This window comes from Paenibacillus sp. SEL1, assembly GCF_054602535.1.
Map to the genome: position 1 here is coordinate 2,638,586 of NZ_CM137723.1, position 14,858 is coordinate 2,653,443.

The window sequence follows — 14,858 nt, forward strand, 5'->3', positions numbered from 1 at the left end:
GCTCCTTTATTTTTGAATGGTAAAACCATGTTGCAAAAACGTGCTTTCCACGGTTTCCATAGCTACTTTTTTCATTGCAATACCTTTGGACAGTGTCATAAAACGACCTGCGGTCTGTAACATGCCAGGCTTGGCGATATCGTGAAAACCCAGCTCTACCATAATGTCCTTCACTTCGGGGTAACGGTTAACAAGGTTAAATATCGGCTCATCCCAGTGCAGTATCTTATCCATTTGGTCATCCCCTTGATTGAGAACGTTTATCATTTACAGAGTAGCATAGGTTCTGACGAGCTTTTGTGATTGTACGCACAATTTACATTCAGGTGTTGACAGTTATAATTCATGGTTTATATACTGTGTATAAAGATATATACAGTAATAACACTGATTACTGTAATAATAACTTCGTATGAAGAGAGAACGAGGTCGTCATTACAGGCAGTGAAGAAGGGATCAGGATATGAAAATGACAATCATCAAGCAGGCATGGAAGATTAACCGGCACGATTTTCGCAACAATCCATATGTCATGCTGTGGACATTGCTGTTTATTGCGTATTTGGGATTAACTATGAGTTTTGCTGTAAGTGTGCAATGGGGTGAACTTGGAAACTTGAGTCCAGTAGCCGATTTTATCATGCTGGTGTTGATTCCGTTTCTCGGATTCATTTATAACCGCCGTGCTTTTAAATATCTTCAGGAAGATTCCTATACGCATATGCTAGCCTTTTTCCGCACCTTGCCTATACCGATGAATGCGGTGATTATGAGTCGAATTCAACAGGCGCTTTTGGCGTTTGTTGTGAACAGCGTAATATTTTTCACTCTATTGTTTACGTTGTCAGCTACGTTTCGGGTATATGCCAGTACAGGTTTCTTTGTATCGTTTGCACTTACCTGGATAGGCTACGGAATGCTGATTCAAGCCATTTATATTCATTTGGAATTTCTTAAAAAAGGGAAATCCTACTTTTGGCTATCCATTGTCGTCATGCTCATTTGTGGGATAGTTACGATTATAGTTCGAGTATGTGGAGCCAATCTGGTATCGTTAACGGCATTTTATAGCAAGGAATGGCAGCTGTTGTCTCCGGTGATGTGGGGAGCGCTGCTGGCAGGAGTTCTGGGTATGTGGGTGTCCTATAAGGTGACACAGCGTAGACTTATGAAACGGGACTTAACTTAGGGGTATGTGTACAAAGATAGATAAAAAGGGGGGAGAAGCAGGTGAATATACCAGTGCAAATTGATGAGAATAGCGCGGAACCGCTGTATGCACAAATTGAAAAGCAACTTCGTTCACTCATCGTAACCGGACAGATTGCAGCGGGAACGCTGCTTCCCTCCATTCGGGAGTTTGCAGGGACGCTCCGCTGCAGCGTCATCACCGTCCGGCGGGTCTATCAGGATTTGGAGAACGAGGGCTTGCTTCGTACCCGGCAGGGGACGGGCACCTTCGTAGCTCTGGTTGAGGATGATAAGCGCTCAGGTTACCGCCTTAAAGCAGTGACCGAGGCGTTGGAAACCGCGATTGACACAGGCATTGCTGTGCAGATGACAGAACAGGAATTGTTAGTGCTTTTCGCAGAAATGGTGAAGAGAAGGTATGAAGTCCAAGTGAAGGAGTGACGCCCGTGAAGAACGAAGTAAATCATCATGTGGAAGTTCCTATGGGGATACAGATAAAAACACCCATTATTGAGATGAGCCAAGTCTATAAAACCCGAGGTAACCGGGAAATTGGACCGATTAATCTAACCATTGAACCGGGATATGTAGTCGCTTTGGCTGGACATAACGGATCGGGCAAAAGTACATTGATTCATCTGCTGACTCAGCTTATCCACCCGGATTCCGGTGAAATCCGTTGGTTCGGTCAAGCGTATCCAGACGGCATGCCGGCAGATACACGACAATGGGTTGGGTATATGTCAGAGCAGCCAAGCCGTGAGGAAGATCAACTCACGGCAGAAGCAGCAGCGGCTTTTCGAGCCTTGTGGTATCCCGGCTGGGATGAAACACGTTTTCAGCGTCTGATGGAACGATTTCAGGTCCCTCAGCATACGAAATTATCGCGCATGTCCAAGGGAGAGCGTCGTAAGTTTGAACTGGCTGCAGCCTTGGCACCTCACCCTCGTTTGTTGCTGCTGGATGAGCCTTCGTCGGGTTTAGACCCTTTTGCCTGGAAAATCATGCTGGAGGAACTGCGGGATTGTATGGAGAACGGCAAAACGACGGTCATTATTGCTACTCATATTATAGACGAGATCAAGCGTTTGGCGGATTATATTGTCCTGATGCATGATGGCAAGCTGCTCGGCAAGCTGGAAAAAGACCATTTGCTCGAAAATAGCAAAGAAATGTGGTTTGAAGGCACGCCAGAGGAGGCATCGGAGCTTCCGGGAGTGGTAGAGACGGAGAGCGAAGGCGGATTGCAGCGAATTGTAACGTTGGCAGCCGGAGAGACCAGCGCCATATTGGAACAAGCGGGCATTCGCCCTATCCGTGTGAGGCGTTTGGAGCTGGATGATATTTTAATACATTGGTCTGCTGGACAACTATCAGAAGATGCGGAGATATACACGCAGAAAAAAGGAGCGGAGTAATCATGAGCATGCTGCAATTGAAAGAGGTCGTGAAGCAATATGGGAACCACACGGCGGTGAACGGAATTTCGCTGAATGTGAATGGCGGGGAGATTTACGGATTACTGGGAGGCAATGGAGCAGGCAAAACGACAACGATGCGCATGGTGCTCGGCCTGATTTACCCTGATGGAGGAAGCATTCAATATGAGGGAAAGCCCTACAGCAAGGAGCTTCAGCGGACGATGGGCTATTTGCCTGAGGAGCGTGGACTATACCCCAAGGTGAAGGTGAGCGAGCAAATTAACTATTTGGGCAGGCTGCGCGGCATGTCGGCCAAGGAGGCGGACAAAAGTCTACGCTACTGGCTGGAACGCTTTGGAGTGCCGGAATACTACGACAAGCGGATTGAGGAGCTATCCAAGGGGAATCAGCAGAAAATGGGCTTTATTGCCGCTGTTGTGCATCGCCCCACGCTGCTTATTTTGGATGAGGCCTTCAGTGGGCTTGATCCGGTGAACGTTGAATTGCTTAAGGATACGGTGAAAGAGCTGCGGGACGATGGGGCTGCGATTTTATTCTCGACCCACCGCATGGAGCATGTGGAGGAACTGTGCCGCCATATTACGATCTTGCATCGCTCCAATACAGTTGTGCAGGGAAGTGTGCAGGAGATTAAGGGCCGTTACCCACGTGAAAAAGTTCGTCTCATTACTACAGGTGAAGTGAATGGACTGGAGCAGCTGCCCGGCGTGCGCCGTGCAGAGTCTATGGATCGCGGCTGGATGCTGCATATTGAGCAGCCGGATGCGGCGAAGTTGATTTTACAAACGGCGTTGGAGCAAACGGATGTAGAGCATTTTGAGATCAAGGAGCCTACGCTGAACGAGATTTTCATAAGAGAGGTGGGGGATTCCCATGAATAGACTGGGGACGGTGATCGGTTTTACGTTTCGTCAGAAGGCGAGAACCAAATCTTTTATCATTACAACGCTGGTACTGGCCTTGCTCATTACGATTGGTATGAATCTGCCGTATTTGATTTCTTTGTTTAAAGGAGATGGGGCAGGAGGTTCGGGCACAACGGCAGCCGAGCATCATCGCTTGGGACTGATTGCCGGGAGCCGGATAGAAGTGGCGAATCAGCTGGAGCAATTCACCAAGGAGCAATCCAGCCCCGCAGCCATCTGGGTGCGTTATGACAGCGTACAAGCGCCGGCAATGCAGCAAGCCTTGAAAAACGGGGAGCTGCAAGGTTACGTGCAGTTCACGGAGCCTGCCGCCAAGGGAGATGCGTTTCCTAAAGTGGAGTACGTCTCTGTAGAAAAAGAGCCATCTCCTGCTGTAATTACATTGTTGCAGACGGGACTTCAGGAAGCTAAGGTCAAAGCCATTATGGGCGGCAATGCATTGACCAGCGATCAAATTCGTGAAATTAGCACACCTGTATTGGTGGATAGCAGGGAAGTAGACGGTCCGTCTGAGGCAGGGGGAGCCGTGGGGACAGAGAAAAAAGAGACCTCTATGATTAACTATGGTTTGGTCTATGTACTGATGATTTTATTCTTCACCTCCTCCATGATGACGGGGAATATGATTGCTGCAGAAGTGACATCGGAAAAAAGCTCACGTATCATGGAGATTCTCATCACAAGCGTCTCACCGTTGACCCAGATGTTCGGAAAAATTATCGGCATTTTCCTGGTCGGCCTGCTGCAAATTGCTGTCTTTGCAGCCGTTGTATGTGCCAACCTTATGCTGCCGCATAATAATGTCATTCTTAGCTCAGCCGGGCTGGATCTGTCGCAACTGAATATCGCGGTATTGGGCTATGGTCTGGTATTCTACATCCTCGGCTACTTTCTGTACGCAGTATTGTTCGCTGCGGTGGGTTCTATTGTTAGCCGTACCGAGGAGTTGGGACAGGCGATCATGCCGATTACCGTGTTGTCACTGGCAGCCTTTTATATCGGTATCTTCAATATCGCCGCACCTGATACGATTTTCGTAAAGGTGGCCGGGTATATCCCATTTTTCTCGCCGACTGTCATGCTGCTGCGGATTGGTCTGGAGCGGGCGAGCCTGCTGGAAATTTGGCTGTCACTTGGTATTCTGGTCGCCTCCATTTTGTTGTTCGGTTGGCTGGCCGCCAAGATCTACCGTACGGGCGTCTTAATGTATGGCAAACGTCCTTCATTCAAAGAGTTAAGAAAAGCTATGAAGGCTTACAAGATTTAAATTTTTTAATTGCGGTGTGAGTAACCATTATAGTTGAGACAAAAGTAATTAATAAATGAGATTTTTTGCAATACATGCTTGAGACAGATTGAGGACCTTGATTCGTCAGAAACACTGATGAATCAAGGTTTTTCTACTTTATGACTTGACCTTATGCCTGCCCTGAGATATATGGTGCACTGATAGAAAGCACACCCGGGTTCAGTATTACTGGAGTGAAGGGCAGTGGAAACATCGTAAGCTCTGGCCTTGATACGATCACGGACGGACAGTAAGAGGTTAATCTATAGGGGGAATGAAAATGAAATTTAACAAGGTTGTTCTGTGGATAAATGAATTCGAAGATATGAAGGGATTTTACTCCAAATTGGATTATTTAATTGCAGATGACAAAGATGATAATGAATTTACGGTTTATATGGGCTACACGCAAGTGGTCTTCAAAAAGGCGGATGATCGATTCTTAGCTCAGTATGGTAAACCTTATTATCATATAGCCATCAACATTCCAGAGAATACATTTGCAGAAGCGAAAAAAAGATATCCTCTCAAATCAGTCTTATTAAAGAGGATAACGAGGATGAAGTGTTTTTTGATTTCTGGAATTCTCATTCATTCTATTTTGAGGATCCGTCAGGAAATATCGTAGAATTCATTGCGAGGCATAATATGAAAAACCAAACGGATTATCCATTTTCGATGAAGGACTTGATTGGGGTGAGTGAGGTCGGTATCGTATCGAAAAACGTTCCAAATGCAGTAAAGAAGTTAAATGAACTGGGGATACCGAACTTTGGAGAGTCATCCGAAAACTTCGCTCCCATAGGGGATGAGCATGGTTTATTCATCGTTGTGCATAAAGGAAGAGAGTGGTTTTTTTCAAACGGAAAAGAGGCCGTATCTTATCCAGTAGAGGGATGGATCGAAAACATCGGACACATCACTTTCACATCAGGCGACGATTTCGTTATTCATGATTGATCTTTCGAATAGCCCAATAACAGCGGGAGCTGGGATGAACTGCCTATAAGCAACCTTAGTTCGTTTTTCGACTATGGTTGCTTCAGTTTTTATCGAAAAATGCTCATGGTACGGCTTCTTATAACAGAAAAGGTGGGGCTATACGCTGATAGCGGGTATGAGGATTTGCAATATACATTTGATTGTTTTTCCCTGATTGATTAATATAATGGGCGATGTCCTAAACCTGTCGTATTAAAAATAGAGATGAGGATTACGATGAATAAAGCAAAGATTCTTATTATTGAAGATGATGCTCCGATTGCCGATTTGCTATCGTACGGGCTTTCTATGGAAGGGTTCCAGACACGCACAGCGTCCAGCGGAGCAGTGGGAATGCATGAACTGCAGTCGTTTCAGCCCGATTTGCTGCTGCTGGACTGGATGCTGCCTGACCAGAGCGGTCTAGACATTTGCAAAAAGGTGACTACGGATTATAACATACCGATCTGTATGATTACAGCTAAATCGGATATTACCGATAAAATTCTCGGTCTTGAATTCGGTGCCGATGATTATATTACCAAGCCTTTTGATCTGCGTGAAGTTGTTGCACGCATTCGAACCATTTTGCGCAGAGTGGAGCAGGCGAGCAGCCCCGACAGGGAGGAAGCAGAGAAAGCCGTCATTCGGTTTAAAAACATTGAGGTGATTGAAGAAGAACGGCTTGTCCAAAAAGAAGGCCGTCCCGTTGAGTTGACTCCCAAGGAATTTGACCTGCTTATGATGCTGGTTAAACATCCGGGCAAAACTTTTTCACGTTCCGAACTGCTTGATCTGGTATGGGGTTATCATTTTGCTGGAGATACACGTACAGTTGATACGCATATCCAGAGACTCCGCAAAAAGCTGGATGACACCAAGTGTATTACTACCGTCTTCGGAATTGGATACAAATTCAAAAAAATGGGTGAATAAGCATGATACGCAAAATCAGCATCAAATTTCTGATCGGTTTTTTTCTGATTTTTTCGCTTTCTTTTGTCGTGCTTAATCAGACCGTCAAGGAATTTATCCGGACAAGCAATCAGAACCTGGTTAGCTCCGAACTGATCGGACTGAAAAATAACAGCAATGTGTATGTGCGCCAGGCTTTTCTGATTAACCATTTCAGCAGCAATGAGCTGTATTTTGGAGAAATTGCCAAGGAGATAGCAACTGATCTAAACCATACCACGAACAGCAGTATTGGCGTGTATACGGTGGAAGGCAAATTGCTTTATGCCCCGGACATCTCACTATTTCAGCAGCGAATACAAAGCGATCTGCAGCAGGCGATTGGTGGCAATACAGCGTACAGCATTACTTATGATCGTAATAAGACGACAGTCCTCTTCTCCTACCCGGTTGTTATAGACGGTTCAAAGGTAGGCATACTGCGTTTTTACAAAGATTTCAGCTCACTCTACGAACAAACCGGACAGATTCGGGAGATTACCCTCTATATTGCCCTAGCGATTTTTGCGGCAGCCTTTCTGTTTTCCTATATTCTTTCCAGGCATATTACCATCCCACTGACCAGATTGACGCAAGCATCCACCGAGGTGAAAAATGGAAATCTGGATATCCGTCTTCATATTAAACGCAAGGATGAAATTGGCCGATTGGCTGAGAATTTTAACGATATGATTGATCAAATCAGTAGACAGATCCATATTATTGAGAAGGACCGGGACCACTTGAAGCAGCTTCACCAGCAGGAAAAGCGCTTTTTTGACAATATTACTCACGAACTGAAAACTCCATTAACCTCCATTCTGGGATATGCGGAGTTGATCAGGCTGAACGGTGAGAAAGACCGTGTTTTTTTTGACAAAGGAATGAATCATATTATCGAGGAGAGCAGGCGCCTGCATGCGATGGTGTTAAAACTACTGGAAGTTTCACGCAATAATATTATGCTCAAGGAGCTTGATCGGGTGGATATTGGGCTAATCCTGCAGGATGTGTGTGAATCGATGATGATCCGAGCACAGCGCTATAAAAAGACCATTGAATATGAGATCAATGAGGAATTGTTCATGTTGGCTGATGGGGACAGGATTAGACAGATGTTTATCAATTTGATAGATAATGCGATTAAATATAGTTTGCCGTCTTCGGCAGTATCGGTAAAAGCAGTACAGGCAGAAGAAAAGATCCGCCTGATCTTCAGCAATCCAAGCGATCCGATTGAGGCAGAACATCTGTCACACTTGTTACAGCCATTTTATCTGGCTCATTCCGACAGCGCAGAAGAAGGCAGTATAGGATTGGGGCTCAGCATTGTGAAATCCATCGTTGAAGAATTTGCGGGTTCCATCATGATTACCAACGAGCATAATGAAACCATCGTTACGGTGGAATTTAATGCTCTGGAAACCGCGGGGAACGGAGAATAAATAATGGGCAATAAATATAAATATTTTGTAATGCTGCTGGTCGTATCTCTCGTAGTATTACTGCTGTCAGCATGCGTTTCAGAACCAAAAACAGAGACCGTCGTCATCGCTGACAGTAATGAAGTTTCCAGTGCCGATCAAAGCTCTCGTCCGTTTCAGGTCCAAAAAATATATCGCCTTCCGGATCGTTTTGCGAATACGGGACAGCTGCTGGGCTGGACGTCTGGAGATGCCGTCATCGCATCGTTCGGGGCCATGACCATACTGAAGCGAGGTACGTTGGAACGTTTAACTTATCCGTATGAGCAGAGCAAGCCCATACCCGGAATCGGCAATGTAACTTCCAATACGATACTTTCTCCCGATGGGAAATATATTTGCGAAGTTTCCCCTTCTTCCTCGGAGACAACCTTAAAGCTTATTTCCTTGCAGGATGGCAAGGAAAAGAAAATAGACAGGATCAATACTAGGAACCAGTCTTATGTACAATATCTTTCCTGGTCGGCCAACAGTTCGTATATCAGCTACCTGGTAGAAAACCCGCTTGATAACGGAGCTGATAGCCTGTATATCTACGATATGGGGTCTCAAACTTCCGACAAATATCAGTTGAAGGGTATCATAAAGGAAGACACGCTTTTGAGTGTTAACATTTCAAATGATGGCCGCAGCGTACTGCTGCAGTTATTTCGTGTAAAACAAGGTCAGAAAAAGGTGCTAACCATGGGGAAGGTTTCCGGGAAGAATATTGAATTTCAATACGAGCGTCAGATTGGTGGAGATTCAGTAGCCTGGATGAACAACGACCAGTTTGTGTTTCTCGGAACGGATAATTCACTGTATGAATATGATCGGCGAAACGGCGAGCTCTCCGTCATTCTGGAAAAAGTGTTTGATTTTGAATTCTCGCCTGACAGGAAAAATATCGCATACACTGTGTATGATCAAAATGTCACTTACGTGGGCAAGGTTCAGGGAAGAAATATACTGTATAAGGAACCGGTGTATCGCGGAATTGTGCCGACGCATATATACTGGAATCCGAACAATAAAAGTGTACTGCTTCAAGGACAAAAACAATTGGATTCCTCGCAGACTGCGTCAACGGATTCTCCTAGCAAGGAGTCATTGATCATTGAATTAAAATAGCGATGATGATCGCCATATTTGTATATCTCAAAAACCTTATTTCGGTTGTTCAGCCGGAATAAGGTTTTTCTTTTTGCAACCGTTGTGACAATTTGTTTACATGTTGATCAAACTTTCGCGACATCTTTTTTCTATAGTAAATGAAGCAAGATCATTAGCCTACAAGGACAAGGAATGGACCATAGTGAATGGAAACCGGAATCTGAACCTGAATCAACCAATAAAACGTTATATGACTGGTCTGGATGGGCTAAGGGCCATCTCCGTGCTTGCTGTTATTGCTTATCATCTTCATTTCAGATGGGCAGAGGGTGGGCTGCTGGGGGTAGAGATTTTCTTCGTTCTGTCAGGATATCTGATTACGGATCAGATCCTTTTCGAATGGAGGACGCGCAGCAGGTTTTCCATTGTGCAATTCTGGATCAGACGAATGCGCAGACTACTGCCGGCAATGATCTTTATGCTGACTGCAGTGGCACTGTGGCTTTTAATTACTGATTTCTCCAGACTGCAGGCGTTAAGAGGCCATTTTGTATCCTCGCTTTTTTACGTAAACAACTGGTATCTCATTTTTCATCATGTTTCATATTTTGAAAGCTTTGGCCCGCCTTCTCCAATCGGGCACCTCTGGTCGCTTTCCATTGAGGAACAGTTTTACGTAATCTGGCCGCTTGTTCTGCTGGTCGGTCTGTGCCTTGCGCCGCGACGAGGCAGACTGATGTTATACATTCTGGGTTGCGCCGCCGTATCCGCCATAGCAATGGCCGTTATATACGAACCCGGAACAGATCCGAGCAGGGTGTATTACGGGACGGACACAAGGGCGTCTGCCATTTTGATCGGAGCGGCTCTGGCGGTAATCTGGCCCAGCTGGAGACTGAGTGACAATGTATCTTCTTCGGCCCGGACCATGCTGGATATGACTGGCGTGTTGGGCATTGTAATGTTGTTTATCCTGATCGGTCAGACCAACGAGTTTGATGATTCGCTGTATCGCGGCGGTTTTCTTTATTTATCACTCATTACGGCGGTTGTCATTGCTGTACTGGTTCATCCGGCCAACCGACTGGAGCGATTGCTCGGCTGCCGGCCTCTAAGCTGGATCGGTAAGCGATCTTACAGTCTGTATATATGGCATTATCCGATCATTATTTTATCAAGTCCCGTGGTAAATACCCAAGATGCCAGCTATATGCGCATTGCTCTGCAGGTAACGGCCACTTTCATAATGGCGGGTCTTTCTTACAGATACATCGAAGAGCCCATCCGTCGCGGGACCTTTTGGACCAGCCTAAAATCACTCTGCAGGTCAGGCGCTGGCAACCAACTAGGCCTTGCCATAATTGTTATCGCCATTATTCTGGTCCTGACTTCATGGAAGACGGATTCATCAGATCCTGTACCTGATGTGCCAGCAGCTGTAGGCCGGGAACCCGTCCAGACGGAAAAGCAACAATTCGACCGTTCCAATGAAAATCATGAAAATACAGGCCATTCCGTAGAAGGAGAGGGGGTCACGGCGATTGGAGATTCTGTCATTCTGGATGCCGCCCCGTTTCTCGAAAAACAGCTTCCCGGTATGATCATTGATGGAAAGGTGGGACGGCAAATGTTACAGGCTGGTGATGTACTTGATAACTTGCGAACACAGGGCAAGCTTGGCAATAAAATTATTATTGAACTCGGCACCAACGGCGTGTTTAACCAGAGTCAACTGAAGTCCTTGCTGACTTCACTACAGGATTCTCGGCAAATTTATCTGATAACGACCAGAGTACCGAGAGGGTGGCAGAATACCGTAAATGACAATCTGCGTGAAATTGCTGGTGAATTTCAAAATGTACGACTTATCGATTGGTATTCGGCCAGCGAAAACCGCAACGATCTATTTTATGACGATGGTGTTCATCTGAAACCAGAAGGAGCTCAGTATTATGCCTCGGTTTTGATTGATGCTATCAAACAGGATAAAACCTACTAGCATGTTAAAGGAAAGGATGAACTAGGTATGAACAAAAAAAATGTCGGAAAAGTGAGGGCATTATGGGGTTTTATGATTCTCCTTATCGCTTTAGGAGCTATAGGCCTCCATATGCACGCAAAGCAAAATTCGGTTGATAACGAATCTCGCAGTAAGGAGTCTTCTTTATACAATCTTGATAAGATGCAGGCTGCTGCCCAAAAGCATGGGGCTTCCGACACCAACGGAAAAAAAGCTCAATCATCCGTTTCTTTCACCGGTGAGGGCGTCACAATGATTGGAGATTCGGTTACGGTCGGAATTGAGTCTTATTTAAAAGAGCAGCTTCCGAATATGACGGTGGACGGCAAGGTTGGCCGTCAGATGTCTCAAGCTGTAAAAGTCATTAATGAATTAGCCGCTCAAGGCAAACTGGGAGAACAGGTTATTATCGAACTCGGCACCAACGGTCCATTTAGCAAAGACCAATTGCGGGACGTACTGCAATCCCTTTCTGAAGCCAGACAGGTACTCTTGGTCACCACCCGGGTGCCGAAGGGCTGGCAGGATGCGGTGAATGACACGATTGCACAGGTCGCTGGTGAATACAGTAACGTCAGCGTGGTGGACTGGTATTCGGCCAGTGTAGGTAAAGATGAATACTTTTATAGAGATGGCGTCCATTTAAAACCAGATGGTAGCCGATATTACACTTCACTCCTCGTAGCAGCCTTGCAAAAATCTTAAATACGGAAAGAGGCAGGCGCATTCATCATTTGGAAAGGAATAATGACATGACACAGAGGAAAAAGAGGATATTGATTATAACGTTATTACTTGTGGTCGCTGCTGTAAGCTTTATCTTTTATTATTTCTTTTCCATTTACAAGGGATTAGCAGGACTTAGCAAAACCCCGGACAACTCCCCATTTGTTAAAGTAAGTACTGATAAAGTCGAAGCACTGGAAGTTCCGGAGTGGAAGGGAACCGAACCTGTAAATATTTTGCTGATGGGCGTGGATAGCCGCGAGAACAACAAGGGGAGTGTACCCAGGTCCGATAGCATGATGGTCGTTTCGTTGAATCCTATTGATAAGCGTATCCATGTGTTTTCGATTCTTCGAGACACCTATACGGATATTCCCGGGTACGGCAAAAATCGAATTAATACCGCTGTTACGCATGGACCCGATACGGCGATGAAAGCTGTCAGCGAATTGCTGGGGGTGCCAGTTCAATTTTATGTATATACAGACTTCCAAGGGTTTATTAAACTCGTCGATGCGGTAGGCGGGCTCGATTTTTATGTCGAAAAGGGTATGCACTATGAGAGTAAAGCCGATCAGCATGAGTATGATATTGATTTGAAGCAGGGACAGCAGCACTTCGATGGCAAAACGGCACTTCAATATGTCCGTTTTCGCCATGATGCCATGTCCGATTATTCCAGAACAGGGAGACAGAGGCAATTTATCACGGCAATAGCTGAGAAGGTAAAAACAACGACTTCCCTTATGAGGCTCCCTTCTATTCTAGAGGAAATCAGCCCGTATATCGATACCAATTTGTCAGTCTCTGATATGTGGAATTTGGCTTCGGTAGGGTATGAAAGCACATTAAAGGGAAATGAACAAATACCGCCAATGAAGCTGTTAAAAGAAACTTATGTTGGCAGAGCGGCTGTTCTGGATGTAAAAAGTCGAACGGATTTAAAGCAATTTGTGCAAAGGATCCTAAACTCCGACGCTTCTAACTCGATTACAGACCATCCTTCCGGAAAAAAGCAACAAACAGATTTTGAATAGGACTACCATATATAAAATCGTATTTGCCGCACAATAGTCTGTAAATGCTCTTGGTGAATAAAGAAGAGCATAACATGGTCTTCCGGTTATAAATAGGGGGAAAAAGAATGGGTATAAAACCGATAGTAAAGTTCTGCTTGGCGTTAACCATATCCACCGCGATGCTTCTGGAAATCACTGCTCCGCACATAGTTATGGCTGATGCTGCACAACGTGCGAAAAGCACGTTGTTGAACGATAAACAGAGTCAACCAATAAAAACAATTTCAACGCTGGTTGAAAATACCCCGACACTGAAATTGGATAGCAATGTGGCATCAATGACGAAGAAAAGAACAATTAAAGCTAGATTTAAACTTCCGAAGGGCTCAGATATAAAGAAAATAAGCATGGAATGAATAATTTGGATAATCGTGCCGTAGATCGGTATCTAGTCAATGCCAAAAATCAAGTCATTGGCCGCCCGCGTCACGGTAATAAGAATTTTTTCCCTGAGTATTACGTTTTGCCGACCGATAAAAGTCTTCAAAAAAATCCGCTGGAAGCCTACCGGATGATTGAATATTTTATCCGCAATGGAGTAAAGGTTGAACGCTCGACAAAAACTGTAAGTGCTGCTGGCAAGACCTACCCTGCAGGTTCATTTATCATAAATATGCACCAGGCAAAACACGGCATTGCAAACATGGTTTTATATGATGGTATTAACGTCTCAGATTATGCTTCCGTAGCTGGCGAGATTGTGCAGGACTTTCCAGTCCTACGAGGATTTGAATGTGATGTGATTAGAGAAGCTGGAGTGTTTGAGGGCAAAACCTCTCCGGTGACTTCCGTATCGATTCCGGTCACACAAATGCCGAATCATTCTGCCTATGTTTTAATCCGTAACACCAATAATGATGCCATCAAAACGGTTAATGAATTGCTTAAATCCGGCAAAGTGGTTACGATGCTATCTAAAAGCGGAACAGGATATGAAGCGGGTGACTTTGCAGTAGCCTATGATGATCTGTACCCGCTGGCCTCAAAATACGATCTTGATGTAATGGCATTCGGCAATAACAAACCCGTTGGCAAAGTTCTTAAACCTTCTACGGTAGCTGCTCTCGGCGAACCGGATTATGTGCTCAAAAATCTCGGTTTTAAAGTGACCGATGATCAGCAGCATGCCGATGTGCTTGTGAATACATTCGATTCCGATAAACTTGTTGAGAAAGGGAAGCCTTCATTGCTTATGGAAATATGGGGATGGTTAATGTGAAAAACTGGAGTCCTCAATTTTCGTTTGCTGGACCAACATGGGAAAGATACGAAGGGGTCTTCCTGGCGAATGTCAAACAGGATAATGCGATTACAGCCCCTTACGATAACGAAGAGTACTTCTACACCGATACAGGTTCTTACATTACGAAACTACCTAAAGCCGCAAAAGTTCTTGCAACCATTAGTAATAAAGAAAACTTCTTCAAAGCGGGCTGGTGGCCAGGTCACGATGCTGCAAAAGGAAAGATCATGGCCTTCACTTATAAGGAAAACAAAAAGAATCTTACTGTTTTTTCTAATGATCTAACCAATGGCGCTCATTCGCAGCAGCAATTCCGTTTGCTGGCCAATTCAATTTTTAATGCCGTCCCTGGCAAATCGTGAGTGAATTTTAATAATATTGAAAACAACCTTATTCCAGTGATCAACTGCGAATAAGGTTGTTTTTGTGATA

The 14,858-nt window shown here is 45.0% G+C and carries 17 protein-coding genes; 16 read left to right on the top strand and 1 reads right to left on the bottom strand.

Annotated elements, in window-relative coordinates:
- Positions 1-6: 6 nt before the first annotated feature.
- A complete protein-coding gene (locus tag ACYCSE_RS12095) occupies positions 7-234 on the bottom strand; it encodes a DUF1858 domain-containing protein (protein ID WP_069291011.1) in 228 nt (75 codons plus the stop codon).
- Between the two features lie 235 nt (positions 235-469).
- Between ACYCSE_RS12095 and ACYCSE_RS12100 the strand changes: the two genes are divergently transcribed.
- From ACYCSE_RS12100 to ACYCSE_RS12175, 16 genes are all read left to right on the top strand, one after another.
- Entirely contained in the window at positions 470-1,189 is a 720-nt protein-coding gene (locus ACYCSE_RS12100; RefSeq protein ID WP_459702507.1) for a hypothetical protein, read from the top strand.
- 41 nt (positions 1,190-1,230) lie between these two features.
- On the top strand, positions 1,231-1,632 hold the full coding sequence (locus tag ACYCSE_RS12105; RefSeq protein WP_013308618.1) for a GntR family transcriptional regulator: 402 nt from the start codon (positions 1,231-1,233) through the stop codon (positions 1,630-1,632).
- A gap of 41 nt (positions 1,633-1,673) precedes the next feature.
- The gene (locus tag ACYCSE_RS12110) at positions 1,674-2,609 is read left to right on the top strand and encodes an ATP-binding cassette domain-containing protein (protein WP_254327005.1); all 936 of its coding nucleotides are present in this window, start codon (positions 1,674-1,676) and stop codon (positions 2,607-2,609) included.
- 2 nt (positions 2,610-2,611) lie between these two features.
- On the top strand, positions 2,612-3,514 hold the full coding sequence (locus tag ACYCSE_RS12115; protein WP_459702354.1) for an ABC transporter ATP-binding protein: 903 nt from the start codon (positions 2,612-2,614) through the stop codon (positions 3,512-3,514).
- Complete coding sequence (locus tag ACYCSE_RS12120) at positions 3,507-4,826, top strand: ABC transporter permease (protein ID WP_459702355.1); 1,320 nt, start codon at positions 3,507-3,509, stop codon at positions 4,824-4,826. The genes ACYCSE_RS12115 and ACYCSE_RS12120 overlap by 8 nt, the downstream gene beginning before the upstream one ends.
- Positions 4,827-5,127: 301 nt before the next feature.
- On the top strand, positions 5,128-5,475 hold the full coding sequence (locus tag ACYCSE_RS12125; protein WP_459702356.1) for a VOC family protein: 348 nt from the start codon (positions 5,128-5,130) through the stop codon (positions 5,473-5,475).
- 20 nt (positions 5,476-5,495) lie between these two features.
- On the top strand, positions 5,496-5,807 hold the full coding sequence (locus tag ACYCSE_RS12130; RefSeq protein ID WP_459702357.1) for a hypothetical protein: 312 nt from the start codon (positions 5,496-5,498) through the stop codon (positions 5,805-5,807).
- Positions 5,808-6,065: 258 nt separating this feature from the next.
- On the top strand, positions 6,066-6,764 hold the full coding sequence (locus ACYCSE_RS12135; RefSeq protein ID WP_452566174.1) for a winged helix-turn-helix domain-containing protein: 699 nt from the start codon (positions 6,066-6,068) through the stop codon (positions 6,762-6,764).
- 2 nt (positions 6,765-6,766) lie between these two features.
- Positions 6,767-8,227 (top strand): sensor histidine kinase, encoded by a 1,461-nt coding sequence (locus ACYCSE_RS12140; RefSeq protein WP_459702358.1) that lies wholly within the window; start codon positions 6,767-6,769, stop codon positions 8,225-8,227.
- A gap of 3 nt (positions 8,228-8,230) precedes the next feature.
- A complete protein-coding gene (locus ACYCSE_RS12145) occupies positions 8,231-9,376 on the top strand; it encodes a WD40 repeat domain-containing protein (protein WP_459702359.1) in 1,146 nt (381 codons plus the stop codon).
- A 184-nt stretch (positions 9,377-9,560) separates the two neighbouring features.
- Positions 9,561-11,357: an acyltransferase family protein gene (locus tag ACYCSE_RS12150; protein ID WP_459702360.1), complete on the top strand. Its 1,797-nt coding sequence runs from the start codon at positions 9,561-9,563 to the stop codon at positions 11,355-11,357.
- A gap of 27 nt (positions 11,358-11,384) precedes the next feature.
- Positions 11,385-12,083, top strand: a complete 699-nt coding sequence (locus ACYCSE_RS12155) for an SGNH/GDSL hydrolase family protein (protein ID WP_459702361.1) — start codon at positions 11,385-11,387, stop codon at positions 12,081-12,083.
- Positions 12,084-12,130: 47 nt separating this feature from the next.
- A complete protein-coding gene (locus tag ACYCSE_RS12160; RefSeq protein ID WP_459702362.1) occupies positions 12,131-13,141 on the top strand; it encodes an LCP family protein in 1,011 nt (336 codons plus the stop codon).
- A 107-nt stretch (positions 13,142-13,248) separates the two neighbouring features.
- Positions 13,249-13,539 (top strand): hypothetical protein, encoded by a 291-nt coding sequence (locus ACYCSE_RS12165; protein WP_459702363.1) that lies wholly within the window; start codon positions 13,249-13,251, stop codon positions 13,537-13,539.
- A complete protein-coding gene (locus ACYCSE_RS12170; protein ID WP_459702364.1) occupies positions 13,536-14,402 on the top strand; it encodes a hypothetical protein in 867 nt (288 codons plus the stop codon). The genes ACYCSE_RS12165 and ACYCSE_RS12170 overlap by 4 nt, the downstream gene beginning before the upstream one ends.
- Positions 14,399-14,788: a hypothetical protein gene (locus ACYCSE_RS12175; RefSeq protein ID WP_459702366.1), complete on the top strand. Its 390-nt coding sequence runs from the start codon at positions 14,399-14,401 to the stop codon at positions 14,786-14,788. Before ACYCSE_RS12170 ends, ACYCSE_RS12175 begins: the two co-directional genes overlap by 4 nt.
- The last annotated feature ends 70 nt before the right edge of the window (positions 14,789-14,858 follow it).

Coding starts and splice junctions, on each gene's coding strand:
- ACYCSE_RS12155 (WP_459702361.1), top strand. CDS start 11,385: ATGAACAAAAAAAATGTCGGAAAAGTGAGGGCATTATGGGGTTTTATG.
- ACYCSE_RS12110 (WP_254327005.1), top strand. CDS start 1,674: ATGGGGATACAGATAAAAACACCCATTATTGAGATGAGCCAAGTCTAT.
- ACYCSE_RS12145 (WP_459702359.1), top strand. CDS start 8,231: ATGGGCAATAAATATAAATATTTTGTAATGCTGCTGGTCGTATCTCTC.
- ACYCSE_RS12165 (WP_459702363.1), top strand. CDS start 13,249: ATGGGTATAAAACCGATAGTAAAGTTCTGCTTGGCGTTAACCATATCC.
- ACYCSE_RS12135 (WP_452566174.1), top strand. CDS start 6,066: ATGAATAAAGCAAAGATTCTTATTATTGAAGATGATGCTCCGATTGCC.
- ACYCSE_RS12130 (WP_459702357.1), top strand. CDS start 5,496: ATGAAAAACCAAACGGATTATCCATTTTCGATGAAGGACTTGATTGGG.
- ACYCSE_RS12115 (WP_459702354.1), top strand. CDS start 2,612: ATGAGCATGCTGCAATTGAAAGAGGTCGTGAAGCAATATGGGAACCAC.
- ACYCSE_RS12170 (WP_459702364.1), top strand. CDS start 13,536: ATGAATAATTTGGATAATCGTGCCGTAGATCGGTATCTAGTCAATGCC.
- ACYCSE_RS12120 (WP_459702355.1), top strand. CDS start 3,507: ATGAATAGACTGGGGACGGTGATCGGTTTTACGTTTCGTCAGAAGGCG.
- ACYCSE_RS12160 (WP_459702362.1), top strand. CDS start 12,131: ATGACACAGAGGAAAAAGAGGATATTGATTATAACGTTATTACTTGTG.
- ACYCSE_RS12125 (WP_459702356.1), top strand. CDS start 5,128: ATGAAATTTAACAAGGTTGTTCTGTGGATAAATGAATTCGAAGATATG.
- ACYCSE_RS12140 (WP_459702358.1), top strand. CDS start 6,767: ATGATACGCAAAATCAGCATCAAATTTCTGATCGGTTTTTTTCTGATT.
- ACYCSE_RS12100 (WP_459702507.1), top strand. CDS start 470: ATGACAATCATCAAGCAGGCATGGAAGATTAACCGGCACGATTTTCGC.
- ACYCSE_RS12095 (WP_069291011.1), bottom strand. CDS start 234: ATGGATAAGATACTGCACTGGGATGAGCCGATATTTAACCTTGTTAAC.